The following is a 20,266-nucleotide window of genomic DNA, read 5'->3' on the forward strand; positions in this document are numbered from 1 at the left end:
ATGTTGTCTCGCAAGCCGCCAGCAGGGCCAAGAGAGCACGCCATGTCGACACATCTGGTGGACGCCCCTGCACCACCGCCTCACGCAACCGCCCAGCGCGCAACTCTGCAAGCCTTTCTCAACTGCTACCTCCGGGAGGTGAATCCGGGCGTGCTTCTGCCCGCGCCTGCCTACAACGGCGGACAGCGATTGCTAGAAATCCCTCTGCCTGAACGCCGGATGCGCCTGCGCATCACGCTTGAATATCATTCCCTGACCGGCCCGCATCGGATCAGCGACATCCGGCTGCGTCACGATCTGGAGGATGTCTGGCAAATCGCCGCCCCGGTCGAGGCGCTGACGCTTCTCGTGCAGGACACCTGCCGCAGGCATGGCGGAGGGCCCAACTGCGACGGGATGGCCACGCTTCTGCACCGAATCCTCGAAAGCAACGGGGAAATCGGGACCCTCTGCGCACATCGCTGCGGTCGCAACGACACCGGAAGCCGAGATTTCCTGTCAGCGGAGCGCGCGCTCGTGTTCGGACACTGGCTGCATCCGACCCCGAAGAGCCGCGACGGGATGACCGGCTGGCAGGCGCGTGCTTATGCGCCGGAGTTCTGTGGCAGTTTCCAGCTTCGCTTCCTTGCGGTGGAAAGATCGCTCATGCGCTCTGGGTCTTCGCTTGGTCGCGATGCCGAAGCACTCGTTCGGGAGGTTCCGGGTATCGCGGACCGCTTCGAAATAGAGGCGAACGAGGCGCTTCTGCCGGTTCACCCGCTCCAGATGGAGGCGCTCCGCCTTGATCCGGAAATCGAGACCGAATTTCAGAGGGGCCGGCTGCGCGACCTCGGCGCCGCGGGTTGCCGGTTCGCGGCCACATCTTCGGTTCGAACGCTCTACGCGCCGGAATGCCCCTGGATGCTCAAGTTCTCGCTTCCCGTTCGCATCACGAATTCGCTGCGGACCAACCTCCGCCACGAACTGGCCGCAGGGGTCGTAATGTCACGCCTCATTCGCCGCCTCGATTTTCATGAGGTCGAGCCCCGGTTCCGCATCATTGACGATCCGGCGTGGTTGACGGTGGAACGCCCCAACCGCGCCGAAAGCGGCTTCGAGGTCATCTTCCGCCAGAACCCCTTCCTCGCCGAAGCGGGTAGCCCAGCCGGCTTCGGCATCGTGAACATTGCAGCCCTGACCGCCGAGCCCTTGCCGGGCCAGACGTCGATGCTCTCCCTTGTGGTAGATGACCTCGCGAGAACTCTTTCCGAAACGGCTGAGACCGCTGCCCTCCGGTGGTTCGACGCCTACCTCGATTGTATGCTGCGCCCGATCCTCACGCTCTTCGAGCGGCACGGAATCGCGCTCGAGGCGCATCAGCAGAACATTCTCCTCGATATCAGCGGCGGCGTCCCCTCGCGCTGCTATTTCCGCGACAATCAGGGGTATTACGTTGCGGAAAGTCGGCTCACCGACCTAGCCGAGATTGCTCCCGGCATCGGGGATATCGCCGCACTCAGCTTCCCGGACGGGGAAATCCACGAGCGTTTGTGCTACTATCTCGTGGTCAATCAGATCTTCGCCGTGATCAGCCGCCTCGGAGCAGAAGGGCTTGCTCCAGAAGCCCTGCTGGTCGACCGGCTTGCTGCGATTCTGGAAGAAGCGGCCAGCCGTTATCCCGGTCCGGGCGGCGATTTCGCCAGATTCGTGCTTCTGACCCCGCATCTCAGCGCCAAGGCCAACCTGCTGACCCGTCTGCATGGTATCGACGAACTCGAAGCTCCCGGTGAAAAGGCCGTCTATGTGCGACTGCCCAACCCGGTCAGCGCACGCCGGACGCAGGCCGCCGCGGAAGAGCACACGGAGGTTGCCCGTGCCCGCGCTTGAAGCGACGCTTTGCTGCGACGAGAATCGCGTCACGCAGCAGTTCTGCGCAGCTCTTCTGTTCGAGGGTATCGTCCAGCCGGGCGAACCTGACGAAGAGGGTTGGCAGGAGTGGGTCGCCGGCGGTTGTCGTTTCCGGGCGCGAGCAAGTGCGGGAGCCTTTGGCCGTCGAACGCTGTCCGAGGGACCGGAGCGCAAGACGTCGAGCGGGTGGACGTCGGCCGGGTGGCAAGACCTTCTTGCCGCTCTCGATCTGACTTGCGGCGTGCGTGACCGCGTCCATCGTGAATTCAGCCGAACGGCGATCAACTGGCAGAGCGCGAAAGCCTGCCTTTCTCAGGTGCGGCGGCACCGGCTGACCGGCGCAGAACTCGAAAGCGCCATCATCGAAGGCCATCCCTACCATCCGAGTTTCAAGGCCCGCACCGGCTTCTCCGATGCTGACAACCGGGCCTTCGGGCCGGAAGCCGCATCTCCATTCCAACTGGAATGGGTGTTGCTCGCGCGGGATCTCGTCGAGAGCACGCCTGGCGGCAGGCTCGACGATCCTGGCAATTCACAAACATGCTCCTTGGGTCCGGGTCTTGAAAAGGAGGGGTTCGTACCCTTCCCGGTTCATCCCTGGCAAATGCGTCAGCTGTATCGGGACGCAACGTTCTCGGACTGGATTGCCGCAGGACGAGCAGTTTGCCTCGGTCCGCTCGGGGATCGCTACCGCGCCACCCAGTCCGTGCGGACGCTGATGAACGTGGATCGTCCCGCTGGGGATCACGTGAAGCTGTCGCTTGCCATCGGCAACACGTCATCTCTGCGCACGCTCGACCCCGATTGCGTTCTCATCGCGTCGACGATCTCAAACTGGTTGGAAGAAGTCGTCGCCGCCGATTCCTTTCTGGCGGACACCTCGGGGCTCACCATCCTGCGGGAACATTCCGGGGCGATCGCAGGGCGGGGAAGCTCCCTGGCACCGGGAAGCCTTGCCATGATTCGGCGGGTCTCGCCCGATGCGGTCGGGATCGCCCCGGACGCAATCCTGCCCTTCAATGCCCTGCCACTGATGGAGCGGGATGGCCGCCCGCTGATCGACCCTTGGGTCGCGCGGTTCGGTCTGATGAACTGGTTCGAGCGGCTGGTGGATGTCGCGGTACTGCCGGTCTGGCACCTCATGCTCGCCCACGGGATCGGAATCGAGGCCCATGCCCAGAACCTCCTGCTGCGCCACGAGAACGGCTGGCCCACGGGCCTTGTGGCCCGGGATTTCCACGAGAGCCTCGAGTATGTGCCCGAGCTTCTCCCTCGCCCCGGTCTCGCGCCCGATCTCGGCGCGCTGGACCCGGCGTTCCGGTCCGCCGAACGCGGCCGCTTCCACGCGATGGCGGGGCCGGAGGATCTGCGCGAACTCGTGATGGACACGCTCTTCATCTACAACTTGGCGGATCTTACCGCCTGCCTCGAGCGCGCCTACGGCCTTTCCGAGAAGGTTGCTTGGGCACGGATCCGCAAGCGTCTCGACGCCCATGTCCACCGCTACGGGCTGGAGGAGCGCGCGGCCCTCTTCTGCGCCGACGCCCCTCGCATCGCCACGGAATCGCTTGTCAGCCGCACGCTCTTTCCCGGGCGCGACAGCTACCACCACCTTGTTCCCAACGCCCTCGCGCGTTGATGTGCCCCTGTTCATGGAGCCCTCATGTTCATTCTCAATGACGCCCCCGCAACGCGGGCCCCGAACCCTGCCATCATGGCCCTCGCCGAACACGGGCATCGCATCGCGCTCCATCTCTCCGAGACAGAAAAGATGCTGGGAGCGATCCTGAACTTGCGGCAAGCCGGTTCCACGATTTTCCCGATCCACCCTGATATCCCCCACGCCCGCGCGCTCGACATGGCCGCGCACGCGGGCTGCGACCGGTTCGTCGCGGGCGACGGCACTATCCTCGAAACAGACACACGGCACGACGGCGCGCGGGTGCCCGAGGGCGGGCTTATTCACATGACATCAGGCACCACGGGCGCGCCGAAGCGCATAGAGCGAAGCTGGGGCGAGATTGGCATCGAGATCGCGAGCTACGCCGAGGCCTTCACCGCGCCGGACGGCATGACACCCATCATCGCCTGCCCGATCACCCATTCCTACGGCCTGATTCCCGGCGTGATGGTGGGCCTTCATCGCGGCAGGACGCCTGTCGTCATAGAAGGGATCAACCCGAAATACATCCTCCGCCGCATGCGGGAAGTCGAGCGCCCCCTGCTCTATACATCGCCCGCGATGCTCTACACCCTCGCTCGGCTCCTGCCGGCTGACGCACACCTCCCCGCGGCCATGACCTCGGGAACGATGCTCTCCCGCTCCTGGTTCGACTGCATCCGCAGCCGGGTGGATCGCCTCTTCCAGCAGTATGGCTGTTCGGAGACCGGATGCGTGGCGATCAATCCAGATCTGCAGCGCGCGGACGAAATTGGCTATCCGCTGCCACATCTCGCCGTCGGAGCGGGACGCTCCGCGAACCGACCCGCCGAGATCACGGTCGAAACGCCCCGCGGCATGATCGGCACCGGCGATCTCGGCTATCTCGCAGCGGACGGAATGCTCGTCTTCCGCTCGCGGCTCGACGACATGATCAATGTCGCGGGCCTCAACGTCTTTCCGCGGGACGTCGAGCAGGCCGTGTTGGACATGCCCGGCGTGGAAGATGCGCTGGCCTTTCGCATGGAGGATGTACTCGCGGGCGAACGCGTCGCGCTGGTCTATACCGGAAACGCTCGGGAGGACGAGTTGCGCGCATGGTGCCGAGAGCACCTCGCGGGCTACCAACAGCCGAGCGTGCTGCGCCCCGTCGACCGCATTCCGCGAGAGGCGAACGGCAAGGTAAACCGCCGCAACGTCGCCTCAGGTCTCGCGGAGGCAGGGATCTGACCATGAACACTTACCCAAGGGCCGCCATTGTCGATGCGATCCGCAGCGTGCTCGAAGACCCGCTCGCTTCGCGGCATATGGCCGCATTCTCGCAAGACGCCCGGCTCAACGAAGACCTCCACCTCGATTCGGTGCTGGTACTCAACCTCATCCTGCATCTCGAAACGGAACACGGCTTCGAAATCCCCGAGCGCGCCATGTCCAAGGACCATTTCTCCACGGTCGCGGATCTGGCGGATCTCATCGCAGGCGCATCGGAAGCCAGTCCCGACGACCCAGCCTTCCGCCCCATCCCGGAAGAGGAAATCGACATCAAGGTGCATTGCGTGGTCAGCTGTCTCGCGGCTGGCATCAAGGCGAGAGGCTTCGATCACCGGCCGTTCTACATGGGGGTCTGGGATACCGGTTTCACCACCGGGCCAAACCACCGCATGACCTATCACGCCAAGGGCGTGACCCACGACCATTTCCTCCATTGGTTCGAACGCATCTACGGCGTCCCGGTGCATGGCTGGTACGACCATGCCGCCACGAAGGACGAGAACCTTGCCAAGCTCGAACACCTGCTCGCGACCCGGACGGAGACCGAGCATGTCATGGTCATGCTCGACATGTTCCACCTGCCGGAACGCGAGAACAAGTTCAACCAGAACCCGTTTCCGCACTACGTCATGCTCGAGAAGACCGAGGATCCGGGCATGTGGTTCATGCATGATCCGGACTTCCGCTGGGAAGGTCGGCTGCCGCGTGCGACGATCCGCAACGCGATTGCCCAGCCCTCCGTTTCGGGAGGCTTCATCTACGACCGAAGCTTGGCCCATGGACCCGACAGGGACGCGGTGCGGGACTATTTCCTCGACACGTTCCAAGCCGACTGCATGCCGCTACTCGAAGCGGTCGTGAGCATCTTCCATGCGCATTCGGGAGATGCTGCCCTCCACCCGACAGCGGACCTCGCACATGCCCTGCGCGAGCTTCCGGTCATCGGTATCCGCAAATACGCCTACGAGCACGGGTTTGCCTATTTTGGCCGCGCGCTTGGCACATCGGAAGCTGAGTTCGAGGCCCGCTGCGACGAAATCGAAGAGCTTCAACAGGGCCTGCGCCGCCTGCACTACCTGGCTCTGAAGCTGGCCGAGACCGGCACACCGGAGACTGCCACGGAAGCACAGAGACTCATCGAAACACTCTGGCGGCTCGAACACCGGATCAAGTCGGCGCTTCGGGAGGAATTCGACCGCTGGGCCGAAGATGTGGCGCCTGCAGAACCCAATGGGGCGACCGCCGAATGCGTGAAGGAACGCGCATGAAGATCTACATTTGCACGATATCCTTCCGGCATCACCTTCTTTCACTCGAGGAGCTGGTTTCCTGGGCGGCTGCTACTGGCTTCGACGGCATCGAGCTTTGGGGTGCACATGCGCGCAATCTCGTGCAGGATCATCGAGATGCACGCTGGCTGGCGGGACACGCCCTCGAAGTGCCGATGATAAGCGACTACCTCCCCCTCGACGATCCCCTGCAACTGGAAGCCCATGCGCTGCATCTCGTCCACGCCGCAACCCGCTGGGGCGCCGGCAAGGTTCGAACCTTTGCAGGGCGGACTTCAAACAAGGAAACCTCGAGCGAAGCCCGGAAGGCGATCGTGGCGGGCCTTTCCCGCGCGGCACGGATCTTCGACAATGAGGGACTGTCGCTGCTGGTCGAAACGCATCCCGGCACGCTGGCCGACAGCCTCGCTGCAACGAGTGCCCTTGTTGCAGAGGTCGACCATCCTGCCCTCGGCGTCAATTTCGATGCGATCCACCTCTGGGAAGCCGGTGACGATCCGCTGGAGGCCCACAGACTCCTCGCGCCGCGCATTCGCCATCACCACCTGAAGAACGTCGCGCGGCGAAGCGATCTCCCGGTCTTCGCACCCGACAACATCTACAACGCCGCGGGCTGCCGGCGAGGGATCGTTCCGCTTCTGGAGGGAGCTTACGACTACCGACCACTGCTCGGGACGCTAGCACGGGATCAGGAATGCCCGGTATCTCTGGAGTGGTTCGGTCGCGACCCGTTTCACGTGCTGGCCGAGGATTGCCGTCGGCTTCGAGAGATCACCGGGCCAGCCGCGCAGACAGAGCCCTTGCACCATCCCCTCAGGCAACAGGCCTGACCGCAGTCAGGCCACGCGGGATCGGGGTGCATCTTCCTCATCCTCCGAGACGCTCGCCAGGAACCGCTCGGCCTCCAGCGCGGCCATGCAGCCCATACCGGCGGATGTGACGGCCTGTCGGTAGACGTGGTCCGTCAAATCGCCCGCGGCAAAGACGCCCGGGACGGAGGTCTCGGTAGAGCCGGGCCGAGTAACCACATATCCGCCATGATGGGTTTCGAGCTGATCCCGCACCAGTTCTGACGCCGGGGCATGGCCGATAGCGATAAAGACGCCATCGCAGGGCAACTCGGTGATCGCACCCGAGGAGACGTCCTTCGCCCTTACGCCTTGCACGCCGGGCGGGTTCCGGGAACCGAAGACCTCGCTCAATTCGTGGTTCCACAGCACCTCCACTTTGGGGTGGTTGAAGAGGCGGTGTTGCAGGATTTTCTCGGCCCGGAGCGTGTCCCGCCGGTGTATCAGCGTGACCTTCGCGGCGAAGTTTGTGAGAAACAGCGCTTCCTCGACGGCCGTATTGCCGCCGCCGATCACCACGACCTGCTTGCCCCGGTAGAAGAACCCGTCGCAGGTCGCGCAGGCCGACACGCCGAAGCCCTTGAAAGCCTCTTCGCTGGGCAGACCGAGCCATCTGGCCTGGGCGCCTGTGGCGAGGATCACGGCATCGGCGGAGTAGGTCAAGCCGCTGTCCCCCGTTGCCGTGAAGGGGCGGTGCGAGAGATCAATCGACTGGATGTAGTCGGAGACGATCTCGGTTCCGACTTCGCGGGCGTGGGTTTCCATCCGGGCCATCAGTTCGGGGCCCTGGACCATCGAGTCTCCGGGCCAATTCTCCACCTCGGTCGTGATCGTGAGCTGGCCGCCCGGCTGGATGCCTTGCACGAGGACGGGCTGGAGCATCGCGCGACTGGCATAGACGGCGGCGGTATAACCGGCGGGGCCGGACCCGATGATGAGGATCTTGGTGTGCTTGTGTGCCATGGGGGTATCCGGTTCTCCGCGCGCGAGGCCGGGTTGGCCGCGGGCTCCATCGCGAGATCATTGATTGAGTGAAGGGGAGCTTCATCGACCGGGCGAAGCTTCGTCCGCCCGGCCAGTGCGGGAGTGTCAGGCTGCGGGGGCGGTAGCCTTTTCCGGCTCGACCCTCGCCGCACGTTCAGCCTCACCCACCTCGGCGAAGCGGCTTGCAAAGGCCTCGATATCCTCCACCGTGAGCCCCTCGACGGCGTTCCACTGCTTCTGGTTGTACTCGTTCGATTCCAGATCGGTCCAGAAGCTGTCGTTGAGGCGATTGATCATGTTGAACATCGCCGAGGCCATCGAGATCTCGACGATCTCCGATTCGGTGAAGTTCGCCTTCATGTTGTCCCAGACCTCCTTGTCCCGCGCCGCGGTGTTGTTGGTCATGGCTTCGGCCCAAGCGATCGCCGCCCTGTCGCGTTCGTTGAAAAGCTGACTTGTCTTGTAGGTGTCGTCGGCCATCGCTTCCAGCTCCTCGTCGGAAATGCCAAGCCCCTGGCCGAAGACCGAGGTATGCGCGGTGCAATAGGCGCAGGCATTGGCCATCGAGGTCTTGATGCAGGCCAGCGCGCGCAGGCGGGACTCGCTGGTTGCGCCGAGCCCCGGCTGGCGAACAGCCGCGACGAGACCGCCGAACCAGCGTGCGATATAGGGGCTGTGGGTCGCCAGGATCCGCTGGAGATTGGCCGTGCGCCCGAGGAACTTGTCGGAGCCCTCGTAAATCATCTTCACGGTTCCCGTGGCCTCTTCATGGCTCAGGCCAGACAGTCTCTGTGACATTGGTATCCTCCCGGTTTCTCTTGTGATGTGATTGGTTTCGATGTCCGCGCAGGTGTCAGACCGCCTCGCGGATCGCCGGCGTCACGCTCCTCTCGCGCACCGGTGGCCAGACGCGCCGACCGGCATGGGGGCTTCCCGGAGCGTGAGTGACGTATTCGAGCACGTGCCGACCCCGCCAGTCCTCATTCCTATCGGCCGCGACGAAGCGGTGTTCGAAGCTGCTGTCGCCCTCGGGCAAATCGGTGAACTCCCAGAGAACGCCGTGCTTGGGCCAGCCCGCGATCGACAACAACTTGCGCCCGCGGATCATGCCCGGCGTCACTGAGACCCGCGAAAAACGTTCCGCCCTGTACCAGCGGGCAAGCTCGAACTCGTCTTCCGGCCTGTCGGCATTGTAGTTGCCGAGCTGCATCGCTGGCGGCGGCCCCACTCCGTAAGGCGAGGCCCTCTGCTCTGGCGAATTGACCACCTGCTCCTCGATGAAGACCGCCCTGCGGACGTTTCGGAAGGCCGCCAGTCGGTCGGAATATTCTCCGGCAAGGGCGTCGAGCGGGTTGTCCGGGGCAAAGAAGACCTCCGGAGAAGCCGCTGTTGTCAGAATGACATTCTGCCAACCGGAGGGAACAGACGGGTCCGTGATTTCCCGACGCTGGGGCGCACCGGCAATGTAAGGTTTGTCCGGGATCGCGACGATGTCGTAGTGGCCTGTCCAGCAGACGCCGGGGGCCGATTGAACCGCAGGCAGGTAGACATCATGCAACCACCGCCAGGTTTCCGCGCGGCAGCCCTCGTCGAGATCGAACCATTCTGCCAGAATCACTTCGCCCACGTCGTTTCCACCCCCATTCCAGCTGTTTTCATGCGCACTGGTTCCAAGCCCGTTGCGCCTCTGTTGTGGAGAAATAGCAAACGCTATCCGATTGTAATAGCTAGATTATCTTATGATATCCATCAGAAATTAAGATAGATAATATTGATTTTCATCTCAAATTTCGAAAACGCTCGTATCCGCGGCCGGCTTCCAAGCAATCGAACAGGACGGGGCCGCACCCAGCACCCTCGCTTAGCGCGGCCTCTCAGAAATTGTCATGAGAAGAGGTCTACCCTCCGACGATCAGACTACCGCCGGGCCCTCCTCCAATTCAAGAAAGCCCATGAGCGAAACGACAAAACACTCTGGATTGTCGGCGTTGATGATGTGTTTTGCCCCCGGAACAGTCGCGAACCTCCCATTTGGCGTTGCCGAGGCCATGGCGCGCATGGTGTCCGGTGATGCCGCCAAATCGTGTTCGCCGGCTATGAAGAAGGTCGGCACAGTCATGTTGCCGAGGTGCCGCAGGTAGTCGAGCCCCATCAGCGCATTGGCGCAGCCGCGGTAGCCTTCCTCGGTCGTGCTCAGGAACCCCTCGCGCAGCTTGCCCTCGCGGGCGGGGTGAGCCGCCCGGATGTCGTCACTGAGCCACATGCCGACGGTGCTGTTCCAGACCGCCTCGATCCCGCCCGCCTCAAGCTTGGCAAGGCGGTCGTGCCAGTTCTGGACGAAGGGTGGAGGCGCGTCGGCGCGCGCCGCGCAACAAACTACGCGCTCGACCCGTTCCGGCGCGGTCAGCCCCATGCCCAGCGCGGTCATTCCGCCGAGGGACAACCCCATGACGGTCGCCTTCTGCACGCCATGCGCGTCGAGAACCTCGAAGGCATCCGCCACCAGATCGTCAAAGGAGTAAGGCGAGGGAAACGTCGGGCTTCTGCCGTGTCCGCGCGTATCGAAACGGATGACCCTGAAATATCGCTCCAGCAGCGGCACTTGGGCATCCCACATCTCCTGGGTCGCGCCGAGGCTGTTCATCAGCAGAAGAGCCGGTGCGTGTTTCGGGCCAGAAGCGACGGTGTACAGCTTTGTCATGCCTTATCAACTTTCCTTGCATGGGGCGCCAGGGCGCCCCGTTTATCGTTCCCGGATCCGGTCCGGCCCGGCCCGGAGATCGGGCCTTGCGGTCCATCGGAAATCCATTCTGGACAAGGAGAGCTCAGCCCCCCGGTTCGGTTCCAGACTAGGCACAAACGTGCCATACCCGGAAATTATAATGACCGCTATGCCCCTTCAGGAAAATCGATAGCGGCCTACACTGTGCGGGCGACGGGTCACCTTGGTGCAGACAACTCCGAGACCATCAATATTTTCGATGGATAGCATTCGAAACTTTCAATTTTTTGGCTGGTCTTTGTCCGTCAGACTGCGTCCAGAAGCCGAGGAGACCTTGATGAAACTTTCGTTTTTCACCATGCCCATCCACCCGTTGGACAAGCCCTATGCGCAAAGTCTCGCGGAAGACCGGGAGGCATTCATACTGGCCGACAAGCTTGGGTATGCGGAGGCCTATTGCGGCGAGCATACGACCGACCGGGCCGAGATCATTACCTCCTGCGTGGCCTTTCTCGCCAGCCTTGCCTACGAGACCAAGTCCATCCGTCTCGGCACCGGGACGGTTAACATGCCGAACTCGCATCCGGCTCGCATTGCGGCGGAAGTGGCGATGCTGGACCACATGCTCGAAGGCCGGCTCAACTTCGGCATTTCGCCCGGCGGGCTGATGTCCGACGCCGAGATCTTCGGCTCAATGGACAAGGACCGCAACGCGATGTTCCTTGAGAGTATCAACATGGTGCTCGACATCTGGGCCGGAAATGCACCCTACGATCTCTCCGGCGACTTCTGGCAGGTTTCCACTGCCCGGACGATGATGCCTGAAATCGGTCAGGGCGAGATCATGAAACCCTACCAGAAACCGCACCCGCCCATCGTCGGCACGGCCGTCGCGCCGTTCTCGAAGGGTGTCACGGCAATGGCCGAACGCGGCTGGCAGCCGATCTCAGGCAACTTCCTCCTGCCCAAATGGGCCGCGTCCCACTGGCCGAAATATGTCGAGGGTTGCCGGAACGCCGGGATCACCCCGGACTACGAGGACTGGCGCGTGGCCAAGAACATCTGCGTCGCCGACGACATGGAAACCGCCCGCGCCTACGCCCGCGACCCGGGAAGTCCCTATGTGCTCTACTACTCCCAGCTCCTGACCAAGATGCGGGCCGGCGGGCGGCTAAACCTATTCAAGGAAGACCAGTCCATGCCCGATGAGGATGTGACGCTGGAATACGTCCTTGATCGCCTGGTGATCCATGGCGATCCGGGGTCCGTCGCAGATCAGCTTCTGGCACTGCGTGAAGTCACCGGCCCCTTCAAGCATCTCGTCTATGCCGGGCACGACTGGACCGATTACGATCTTGGCCGCCGCTCCATGATCCTCATGGCCGAAAAAGTTCTCCCGCTTCTTGAGAACGCCACCAGCCGCGAGGCGGCCGCAGCCTGAAGGTCCCCCCCAGCCTCGAGGCCCGCGACATCCCGGATGTTGCGGGCCTTTTTCGTTGCGGCACTGCGAAAGGAGTGTCCTGCCCGGATCGTGCCCCACACGCGCTGATGTCTGCCGTTCCCATACCCGGCAGAAAAAACCCGCCCGCGGCGCGGGGCCGGGGCGGGTGAGATGGGGCTCTTGGGGAGGTAGAGCCCCTGGGGAGGTCGAGAGTTCAGAGGCCCAGTGCACACAGGGCCGAGTGAACCTCCCGAACACGGGCCGCATTGTCCGGCGCCAGTGTACCATCGGCGTTCTGCAACGAGTTCTCGAAGCCGACGCGAGCCTTGCCACCGCGCTTGACGGCCTCGACTAGGCTTTCTGTTTCTGCATCGCCGAACGCGCAAAGCATCCAGTCGAAGCTGTAGGCCTTCGCCCTCTCAAGCGGGGCGAGATACTCCTCGAGCGGCCGGGCCGCGGCAGATCCTTCGGCATATGTGCCGCGGACCAGTTGAAGCAGGTGATGGCGGCCGGGGATCCGGGCCGTGTCGACCGCCGCAATGAAATCGGTCACTTCCTCAGGGGAATAGAGGATGTGCTGCACGGACACGCCTTCGCTTTGCGCCCAGTGGTAGAAGTCTGACGCCGCTACCCAGTCCTCTGGGGCACGCACCATCTCGCGCATCGCCACCGAGACATGCCGCGGCCGGAGCGCCCGGATCATGGCCCGCTGCGCCTCCGCATCGTAGCACCCGGCGGATTCTGAGGTGACCTGCAGATACATGCCCGGAACCACTTTGGAGAGACGGTTCAGCAGGTTGCGGTAGCGTTCCGGGTCGATGAGATGATCACCAGCCTCATCGCGCACATGCAGGTGTATGCCATCGGCACCCGCGGCCTGGCAGTCGCGCGCGGTCGAAATCAGTTCTTCGTCGGTGATCGGCAAGGCAGGATGATCCGCCTTGCCCCGGCGCGCCCCATTGGGCGCGACCATTAGTCGAGGCAGTCTGGTCACAGCGCCTGCCCGATTTCGGCAAACCGGCCGCGGTGAAAGATGAGAGGGGCGCCATCGCGCTGATCGACCCGGAGCACGCGCCCGATGAAGATCTCGTGGTCGCCGCTATGGATGCGCTGTTCGGTCCGGCATTCGAGCGTGGCGACCGCATTGGAGAGCACCGGAACATCGTGATGGCCTGGGTACCAGTCCACTCCGGCAAACTTGTCCTCCGACGGCTTGCAGAAGCGGAGGGTCTCCTCCTTGGCATCCGCGCCCATGATGTTCACTGCGAACCCGGGATGGGCGCAGAAGGCATCGTGCGACGGGGACTTCAGGTCGATGCTCCAAAGGATCAGCGGCGGGTCAAGCGAGACCGAGGAGAACGAGTTCACCACCAGGCCCACGGGTGCGCCATTCGTCCCGCAGGACGTGACGACCGTGACGCCAGTCGCGAAACAACCGAAGACGTCGCGCAGGGTCCGGGGGTCGATCTGGGTGAAATCCTTGTTGCAGTGAGCGGTCATCGCGGGCTCCGTTTCTGGAAAACTCATCCGAAGATAGGGCCCGTTGACCCTTCAATACAATTAATAATAGAATATGCCTTCCAACAGGAAAACAGATAGGCAGGCTTCATGAAACTGCAACAATTGCGCTACTTCGCAGCCGTTTATGAGCAGGGGTCCTTTTCCTCCGCGGCGGAGCGGGTGAACGCGACGCAATCCGGCCTGTCGATGCACGTGAGCCAGATCGAGAAGCGCTACAACGTGAACCTCTTCGAGCGCAGCTCTTCGGGTGTCATGCCCACCGAGGCGGGCCGTGCCTTCTACAAGGAGGCGATCAAGGTCTTGGCCGCCGCGCGTCAGGCCGAAAACAGGCTTCAGACGCTCTCGAACTCCGTGGTGGGGCATGTCCATGTCGGGCTGATGCCCACCTTCACCCGCGCGGTGCTGGCATCGGTGTTGCTGCGGTTTTCGCAGGAATACCCCGAAGTGCGGCTCTCGATTGCGGAGGCCTACTCGGGTGCGCTGGCCCAGGAAGTGGCGGAAGGAGAGCTCGACTTCGCGGTGGTACCCACCTCCTTCGACCTGGCCGAAACGCTGATCTCCAAACCGATGGGAACGGACGTGGAATGCCTGGTCTGTGCGGCCGGACGTCACATCCCCAGGCGGCGGGGCGGCGTGATGCTCTCGCGAATGGACCCTCTGCGACTGATCCTGCCTGGCCCGGCCAACGCGCGCCGACACAGGATCGAGGCGTATCTCGCCCAGAACGGAATCGAGGTCTCCGAGGTTCTCGAACTCGATACCATGCACGGCACACTGGATCTGGTCGGGCGCTCGGACTGGGTCGCGATCCTGCCGGGCATCCTCTGCCTGCCGGATCTCGATGGCGAGCGGCGACAGGTTGTGCCTCTGGCCGAGCCGCCACTCAATGTTGATTACATGCGCATCCAGTCGCGCAAGCGGCCGCTGGATCAGGCGGCGCAAGCCTTTGCGGACATCCTCCAGGAAGAGCTCAACTCCGCCCTGGAAATCCCCCCGCTCAGCGCACATTGAGGGCCGGGTCACCCCCCGGCCCGCAGGGGCACCGCCCCTATTCGGCGGCCTTGATATCCGCGAGCGTCGCCAGCGCGTGGTTCGAGAGCGGCAGGCTGACAGGCTCGCCTATCTCGGCGGAGATATCCGCCGCCAGGTAACTTTCCATCACCATACGGGCATGTTCTGGCGCCACGAGCGGCGGTCGGTCGAGCAGCACGGATTCGAGGAAATGCAGCGTCTCCGGCCCCATCTGACCGGCATACATGTGATCCACGTGCTCGCCCGGCATGGTCGACATCGGGAAGCGCGTGCCACCCTCCATCGTGTTGAGCCAGTTGTCGCGCTGGGTATCGTCCAGAATCAGCGAGCCTTCGGTGCCGGTGATCTCGATCCAGGTCGCACAGTAGTTCGGGTAGCTTGGAGGCAGGTTCCAGCCGCCGCCGATGACCACGAGCGTCCCGTCATCCATGGTGACGGTGTTCCACATGCAGTCATAGGAGCCGTTGAGCTCCTTCATGTAGCCGTAGGCGCCCTGCGAATAGACCTTCACGGGCTTCGCCGGCGCCAGCAGCCAGAACACGAAATCCAGATCGTGTGTCGATTCCATCGCCGCGGGCGAAAGCTTCACCCGGTTGGCGATCCGCGCACCAAGCGAGCGCGAGAGGTGGCGGCTGACCATGACATTCACCACCTTGCCCAGCTTGCCCTCGGCGACCGACTTGCGGGCATAGGCTATCTTCGGGTTGAAGCGCTGGGAATAGCCGATGGTGAACTTCACACCCATCTCGCGGGAGATGTTGATCAGGTCATCGGCCTCGGAAAGATCCATGGCGATAGGCTTTTCCAGCAGCACATGCTTGCCCGCCTTCAGGCAATCGCGCGCGATTGGATAGTGCGTCGGTTCCGGCGTCGTCGAGATGTAGACCACCTCGATGGCGGGATTGCTGACGATATCGTGGTAATCAAGCGTCGCGGACGCGGGGTTGGTCAGCGCGCGCATTTCCTCGAGCCGGTCCGGCCGGATCTCGCAGATATGCAGTTTGTCGACCAGCGCGGATTTGGTCAGCGTTTCCGCCCGCATGCCACCGCACCAGCCGGTTCCGATCACCGCTGCTTCGACCTGTCTCACATTATCCTCCAGGACATTCCAGTTGTCTGACTTGATACGCTGCGTTTCTCATGGCGTCTTGCGAAACGAGCTGTGTTGGAAAGGCCCCCGCCGTTCGGAGAAACCGTCGCCCCGGAATCGCGCGATCGGCAAGGAGAATGCGCCGGAAGGCTTTCCCGGCGCATCCGCATCACGCCCGCCTTACTGCGAGGTGAGTTCGTTGACGAGCACTTCGTATTCCTGGGCCTGCTTCTCGCGCAGCGCCTGATACTCGGCACCGGGCAGCCATTCGACATTCTCGCCAAGCTCGGACATCAACCGGTTGAAGTCCTCATCGGCAAAAAGGCCCTCGAACGCAGTGGTGAGTGTGTCGATCACTTCCTGCGGGGTCTCCGACGGAACCAGTATGAAGCGGTGCATGTAGCCGATATCCCCATCGATGCCGACATCGCTAAATGTCGGCACACCGTCGAAGATCGGCTCCTCGCCCGCAGTTGCCAGCACCCGGATATCACCCGATTCCACCAGTTCGCCCAGCGAAGACGGGAAAGCCATCGTCATGTCGGAATCGCCCGAGAGCAAGGCCTGCATGGCCGGACCACCACCCTGATAGGGAACCATGTTCATCATGAAGTCCTTCTCCTTCATGATCTGGGCAGCCGCCACGAAGAAAGCACCCCAGTTCCCGGAATGACCGAGCTGCAGTTCGCCGGGATGCTCCTGGGCATAGCTGACGAGTTCATCGAAGGTCTCGAACGGGCTGTCGGCGCGCACGACTATTGATGCGGGAGCGTAGTTCACGCGCACTACCGGAACGAAATCCTCAAGCGGCTCGTAGGGCACGTTCTCGACATGGGGCTGGAGCATGTCGATCTGGTTGCTGGTGAACAGGAGCGTATAGCCATCAGGGCGCGACCGGCCCACTTCCTGGGTGCCTTTCTGTCCGCCTGCCCCCGGGGTCAGCCTCACGACCACGGGCTGGCCGAGATATTCGGGAAGGATCGAGGTCACAATCCGCGCGTTGAGATCATGCGATCCCCCTGGGCCATAGGGAATGACCATCGTCACCGGTTTCTCGGGATATTCCGCCTTGGCTGGCGAAGGGGCACTGGCCAGCATTGCGCCTGCAGCAGTGACGGCGAGCAGCGCAGTTCTCGCGAAGGACTTGTGCATTTTCATTCTCCCTTGGTTGGTATCATTGTTCGTTATTCATTGAGCGGAGCGGGGCTGGCCGCTCCGCCGAGTGTCAGGCCGCGACTGGGTCCTTGCGGTAGAGCCGGCGCCACAGGAGGTAACCGAAGACCGGCGTGACGATCAGTACGGCCAGAGCGCCGATCCGTTCGGTCGCAAAGAAGGCCAGCGGATTGCCGTTCGCCATCGCGGCGGTCTGGCCGAAGGCGTATTCCATCGTTGGCCCGAGGATGAAGCCCATGACCAGCGGCATCACGTCGAACCGGCCCGCCTTGGCGATGATGCCGAAGATCCCGAAGGCGACGAGGATCAGCATGTCCACCGGGTCCGAGCGATAGACGTAGGTGCCGGCGAAGGAGAACATGATCACCAGCGGGATCAGGATCGAAGTCTTGATCGTCACCAGTTTGGAGAAGAACGGCACCGAAAGGTAACCGATGATGAGGAACAGGAAGTTCGCGATGACCATTGCCGTGAGGATGGCGAAGACTGTCGCGCCCTGCTCCTCGAAGAGCTGCGGACCGGGGCGCAGCCCCTGGGCCACGAAGGCACCTAGGAGGATGGCCGTCACGTTGTCGCCGGGAATGCCGAGCGTGAGCAGCGGCACCATCGTCGGTCCGTTGACCGCATTGTTGGCGGCCTCGGCTGCAGCGACGCCCTCGATCTCGCCCTCACCGAAGGTTTCGGGGTGCTTGGAGGCATTCTTGGCCGCTGAATATCCCATGACCGCCGCGACGATCTGCCCCAGTCCGGGAACGATGCCGACGCAGGTGCCGATCGTGGTGGAGCGGCAAATGGTACGGAAACATTTCCGGAATTCGGCGAAGGTCAGCCTTTCTCCTACGAGTGCCGAGAGTTTGCGTCCCTTCTCGCTGCGCATCACGACGGAGGCGACTTCCGGCAACGCAAAGAGGCCGATGAGCATGGGCAGCAGCGGAATGCCGGACTTGAGCTCGAACATGCCGAAGGTGAAGCGCTCCACGCCACCCAGCGGGTCCGTGCCCACGAAGGAGAGGAACAGGCCGAACATCATCATCACCATGCTCTTCATGGGGTTGGCCCCGGATGTGGCCGCGATGATGATGAGGCTCATGAGAAGCACTGCGAAGAGCTCCGGCGGGCCGAACTGCATCACCAGGTAGGCGATCGGAAAGATCATCAGGATGGTGAAGATGTCGCTCGCGGTATCCCCGAAGACCGAGGAAACGAGCGCCATGTCCAGCGCCTTGCGCGACTTGCCTTGCTGGGTGAGCTTGTAGCCGTCGACGGTCGTGACCGCGGAGGCCCCTGTGCCCGGCATCGAGATCAGGATCGCCGGAACGCTGCCCCCGAAGATGCCGCCCTTGTAGATGCCGAGCAGGAAAGGAATGCCGACGATCGGATCGAGAAAGAAAGAAATCGGCAGCAGGATGGCCATGGCCATCAGCGTGGTGAACCCCGGCAGGGCGCCGACAAGCATTCCGGCGAAAAGCCCGATGCTCATCATGGCCATGGTGTCGAGCCGCATGGCCATTGCCATGCCTTGTAGTAACTGGTCGATCATGCCGACCTCCTCCCTTGGAGTGTTCTTGTTTGCTTAGAAGGACAGCAGCCGCGCGTAGGCCATCTCGATGACGCCCAGTTCCGGCAGGGAAACAGCAAGAAGCCGCGTCGCGCCGAGATAGAGTAGGATAGGCCCCAGCGTCGCGAGCAACCCGATCTGGAGCGGCGAACGCGCACCCATCTGAAGCGAAAGCAGCGTGATGACGATGGTGGTCGAGATCAGGAAGCCCAGCGGCACCATCGTCAGCGCATAGAAAATCATGATCCCGAAGAGCACCAGCGCCCGAAGCCACTCCTCGCGCGAAAGCGCCGTGTTCTCCTCCTTGAGCCCCACGAGGGATTCGAGCCCGGCGAAGATCAGCCCACCGACACACAGCAACGCCAGAAGCGCCAGCACGATGCTCGGAAAGAGGCTCGGCGAGATCGCCGAAAGCGACCGTCCGAACAGCGCCTTGGGCTCCGCCACCATGGAGGACATGAAGACGAGCGCGGCGCAGGACGCCACCAGAAGGACGCCGATCGTGATCGTCTCCGGCGTCAGCGACTGGAGCGGCCGCATGGCCCTGCTCCGACGGAAAAGACCGGCCTTGCGCGGAACTGGGCCGCGCCGATTGTCATTGCGGGGCGAAGGATCGCTCATCGTGATCATCCCCGATCCGGCTTCGCGTCGATGGTCGGCTCTCTCAGAAACCGCATGCATGTTTTCCTCCGGCCACTTCACTCTCCCTGCTATCCATCGGACATCGCGGGTAAGTCACCGCTTTTCTTTGCCCTTTATTAATCATTCCGGTGCCTCGCACCTGCCTTTTCGGCTTTTCCAGAACCACCCCCGGCCGTGATGGACGGGAACGGCCCCGCCCCGTGCTCAACCGATGAGCCATCCGAACGGCACTTGGCCGTGCGAGTAGCTCAGCGCCATCCAGACCAGCGTCGGCAAGCAACAGAACGTCAGCAACGTCGAGGCGACAACCGATCCGGCCACCTGGCTCGCATTGTGCTGGAACCGCTCTGCAAGCACGTAGTTGACGACCGCCGTGGGCATGGTCGCAAGCAGGAAAACCGTTCCCGCGGCGATCCCATCCAACTCGAGGATGAAGATCGCCAGAACAGCGGAAACCACCCCGATCCCAAGCCGCCCCACCGCAACCAGGATCGCCGGCTTGAGATCCGTCACGCCAAGGGACGCGAGCGAACTGCCCAGTAGCAGCAGCATTGCCGGCATCATCATCCCGCCCAGCATCGTCGTCGTATCCGTGACGACCCGCGGAACCGGAATACCGAAAGCATTCACAGCCAGAACCGCCGCGACCGCAAAGATCAAGGGCTGGCGAAACACAGTGCCGAGCCGCACCGAACCCGCATAGATCGAGAGTCCGACCGAAAACTGAACCAGCGTGACGGTCATGAAAAACGCGGCCGCGAATGACATGCCTTCCGGCCCGAAAGCCAGAACTGCGAGCGGCAAGCCCATGTTGCCGGCATTCGGAAGCATGAGCGGCGGCAGGAAACTGCGTACAGGCCCGCCCGTGGCCTTGAGGACCACCAGCCCGATGGCGGCTGCGCACGCGAGGCAGAGCAACGCGGCCATCGCCATTGTCTGGATGCTTCCGGGCGGGACATGACCCGAGGTCAGAGAACTGAAGATCAGCGAGGGCGAGGCGACCGTGACCACCAGCGAACTGATGGTGCGCCCATCTGTGATGACACCCCTCCGGTTCAAAAAGAACCCGATCAGCACGACAATCGTGATTGGCGCGAGGATCTGCCCCACCTCGATCAGCATGACGCTTCGGGTCCCCTGCGAAATA

General features: G+C 62.9%; 18 protein-coding genes. 7 read left to right on the forward strand and 11 right to left on the reverse strand.

Annotation, left to right across the window (positions count from 1 at the left end; genetic code table 11):
* Positions 1-42: 42 nt before the first annotated feature.
* From ACP15W_RS17585 to ACP15W_RS17605, 5 genes are read left to right on the forward strand one after another with little or no spacing between them, the layout of a single operon-like run.
* The gene (locus ACP15W_RS17585) at positions 43-1,866 is read left to right on the forward strand and encodes an IucA/IucC family protein (RefSeq protein WP_424934243.1); all 1,824 of its coding nucleotides are present in this window, start codon (positions 43-45) and stop codon (positions 1,864-1,866) included.
* Positions 1,853-3,526 carry an IucA/IucC family protein gene (locus ACP15W_RS17590; protein WP_424934244.1) on the forward strand — a complete coding sequence of 558 codons (1,674 nt, stop codon included), beginning with the start codon at positions 1,853-1,855 and terminating at the stop codon, positions 3,524-3,526. The genes ACP15W_RS17585 and ACP15W_RS17590 overlap by 14 nt, the downstream gene beginning before the upstream one ends.
* Before the next feature lie 24 nt (positions 3,527-3,550).
* Positions 3,551-4,777: an AMP-binding protein gene (locus tag ACP15W_RS17595; RefSeq protein WP_424934245.1), complete on the forward strand. Its 1,227-nt coding sequence runs from the start codon at positions 3,551-3,553 to the stop codon at positions 4,775-4,777.
* Between the two features lie 2 nt (positions 4,778-4,779).
* A complete protein-coding gene (locus tag ACP15W_RS17600) occupies positions 4,780-6,087 on the forward strand; it encodes a DUF6005 family protein (RefSeq protein WP_424934246.1) in 1,308 nt (435 codons plus the stop codon).
* Complete coding sequence (locus tag ACP15W_RS17605; protein WP_424934247.1) at positions 6,084-6,938, forward strand: sugar phosphate isomerase/epimerase family protein; 855 nt, start codon at positions 6,084-6,086, stop codon at positions 6,936-6,938. The genes ACP15W_RS17600 and ACP15W_RS17605 overlap by 4 nt, the downstream gene beginning before the upstream one ends.
* Positions 6,939-6,944: 6 nt before the next feature.
* Here the strand turns inward: ACP15W_RS17605 and trxB are convergent, their stop codons facing one another.
* The 4 genes from trxB to ACP15W_RS17625 all read right to left on the reverse strand — a co-directional run bounded on the left by trxB (position 6,945) and on the right by ACP15W_RS17625 (position 10,641).
* Entirely contained in the window at positions 6,945-7,919 is a 975-nt protein-coding gene (gene trxB, locus ACP15W_RS17610) for a thioredoxin-disulfide reductase (protein WP_424934248.1), read from the reverse strand.
* A 126-nt stretch (positions 7,920-8,045) separates the two neighbouring features.
* Positions 8,046-8,738, reverse strand: a complete 693-nt coding sequence (locus ACP15W_RS17615) for a carboxymuconolactone decarboxylase family protein (RefSeq protein WP_424934249.1) — start codon at positions 8,736-8,738, stop codon at positions 8,046-8,048.
* 55 nt (positions 8,739-8,793) lie between these two features.
* Positions 8,794-9,567: a hypothetical protein gene (locus ACP15W_RS17620; RefSeq protein WP_424934250.1), complete on the reverse strand. Its 774-nt coding sequence runs from the start codon at positions 9,565-9,567 to the stop codon at positions 8,794-8,796.
* Positions 9,568-9,852: 285 nt separating this feature from the next.
* Positions 9,853-10,641: an alpha/beta fold hydrolase gene (locus ACP15W_RS17625; RefSeq protein ID WP_424934251.1), complete on the reverse strand. Its 789-nt coding sequence runs from the start codon at positions 10,639-10,641 to the stop codon at positions 9,853-9,855.
* Positions 10,642-10,999: 358 nt separating this feature from the next.
* Here ACP15W_RS17625 and ACP15W_RS17630 point away from each other — a divergent pair, with 358 nt between their 5' ends.
* Entirely contained in the window at positions 11,000-12,103 is a 1,104-nt protein-coding gene (locus ACP15W_RS17630) for an LLM class flavin-dependent oxidoreductase (RefSeq protein ID WP_424934252.1), read from the forward strand.
* 214 nt (positions 12,104-12,317) lie between these two features.
* Here ACP15W_RS17630 and ACP15W_RS17635 read toward each other — a convergent pair whose 3' ends face one another.
* Together ACP15W_RS17635 and ACP15W_RS17640 are read right to left on the reverse strand one after the other, a co-directional pair.
* A complete protein-coding gene (locus tag ACP15W_RS17635) occupies positions 12,318-13,097 on the reverse strand; it encodes a 3-keto-5-aminohexanoate cleavage protein (RefSeq protein ID WP_424934253.1) in 780 nt (259 codons plus the stop codon).
* The gene (locus tag ACP15W_RS17640) at positions 13,094-13,603 is read right to left on the reverse strand and encodes a flavin reductase family protein (RefSeq protein WP_424934254.1); all 510 of its coding nucleotides are present in this window, start codon (positions 13,601-13,603) and stop codon (positions 13,094-13,096) included. The genes ACP15W_RS17635 and ACP15W_RS17640 overlap by 4 nt, the downstream gene beginning before the upstream one ends.
* Before the next feature lie 108 nt (positions 13,604-13,711).
* Here ACP15W_RS17640 and ACP15W_RS17645 point away from each other — a divergent pair, with 108 nt between their 5' ends.
* Positions 13,712-14,635 carry a LysR family transcriptional regulator gene (locus tag ACP15W_RS17645; protein ID WP_424934255.1) on the forward strand — a complete coding sequence of 308 codons (924 nt, stop codon included), beginning with the start codon at positions 13,712-13,714 and terminating at the stop codon, positions 14,633-14,635.
* Between the two features lie 37 nt (positions 14,636-14,672).
* Here the strand turns inward: ACP15W_RS17645 and ACP15W_RS17650 are convergent, their stop codons facing one another.
* The 5 genes from ACP15W_RS17650 to ACP15W_RS17670 all read right to left on the reverse strand — a co-directional run bounded on the left by ACP15W_RS17650 (position 14,673) and on the right by ACP15W_RS17670 (position 20,241).
* Positions 14,673-15,746: a Gfo/Idh/MocA family protein gene (locus ACP15W_RS17650; protein ID WP_424934256.1), complete on the reverse strand. Its 1,074-nt coding sequence runs from the start codon at positions 15,744-15,746 to the stop codon at positions 14,673-14,675.
* 180 nt (positions 15,747-15,926) lie between these two features.
* Complete coding sequence (locus ACP15W_RS17655; protein ID WP_424934257.1) at positions 15,927-16,898, reverse strand: Bug family tripartite tricarboxylate transporter substrate binding protein; 972 nt, start codon at positions 16,896-16,898, stop codon at positions 15,927-15,929.
* A 73-nt stretch (positions 16,899-16,971) separates the two neighbouring features.
* Positions 16,972-18,459: a tripartite tricarboxylate transporter permease gene (locus ACP15W_RS17660; RefSeq protein ID WP_424934258.1), complete on the reverse strand. Its 1,488-nt coding sequence runs from the start codon at positions 18,457-18,459 to the stop codon at positions 16,972-16,974.
* Between the two features lie 33 nt (positions 18,460-18,492).
* Positions 18,493-19,017 carry a tripartite tricarboxylate transporter TctB family protein gene (locus ACP15W_RS17665; protein ID WP_424934259.1) on the reverse strand — a complete coding sequence of 175 codons (525 nt, stop codon included), beginning with the start codon at positions 19,015-19,017 and terminating at the stop codon, positions 18,493-18,495.
* 306 nt (positions 19,018-19,323) lie between these two features.
* On the reverse strand, positions 19,324-20,241 hold the full coding sequence (locus ACP15W_RS17670) for an AEC family transporter (RefSeq protein WP_424934260.1): 918 nt from the start codon (positions 20,239-20,241) through the stop codon (positions 19,324-19,326).
* Between the last annotated feature and the right edge of the window lie 25 nt (positions 20,242-20,266).

Origin of the sequence: Amaricoccus macauensis, from assembly GCF_049800915.1 — a bacterium.
GTDB classification, from domain to species: domain Bacteria; phylum Pseudomonadota; class Alphaproteobacteria; order Rhodobacterales; family Rhodobacteraceae; genus Amaricoccus; species Amaricoccus macauensis_A.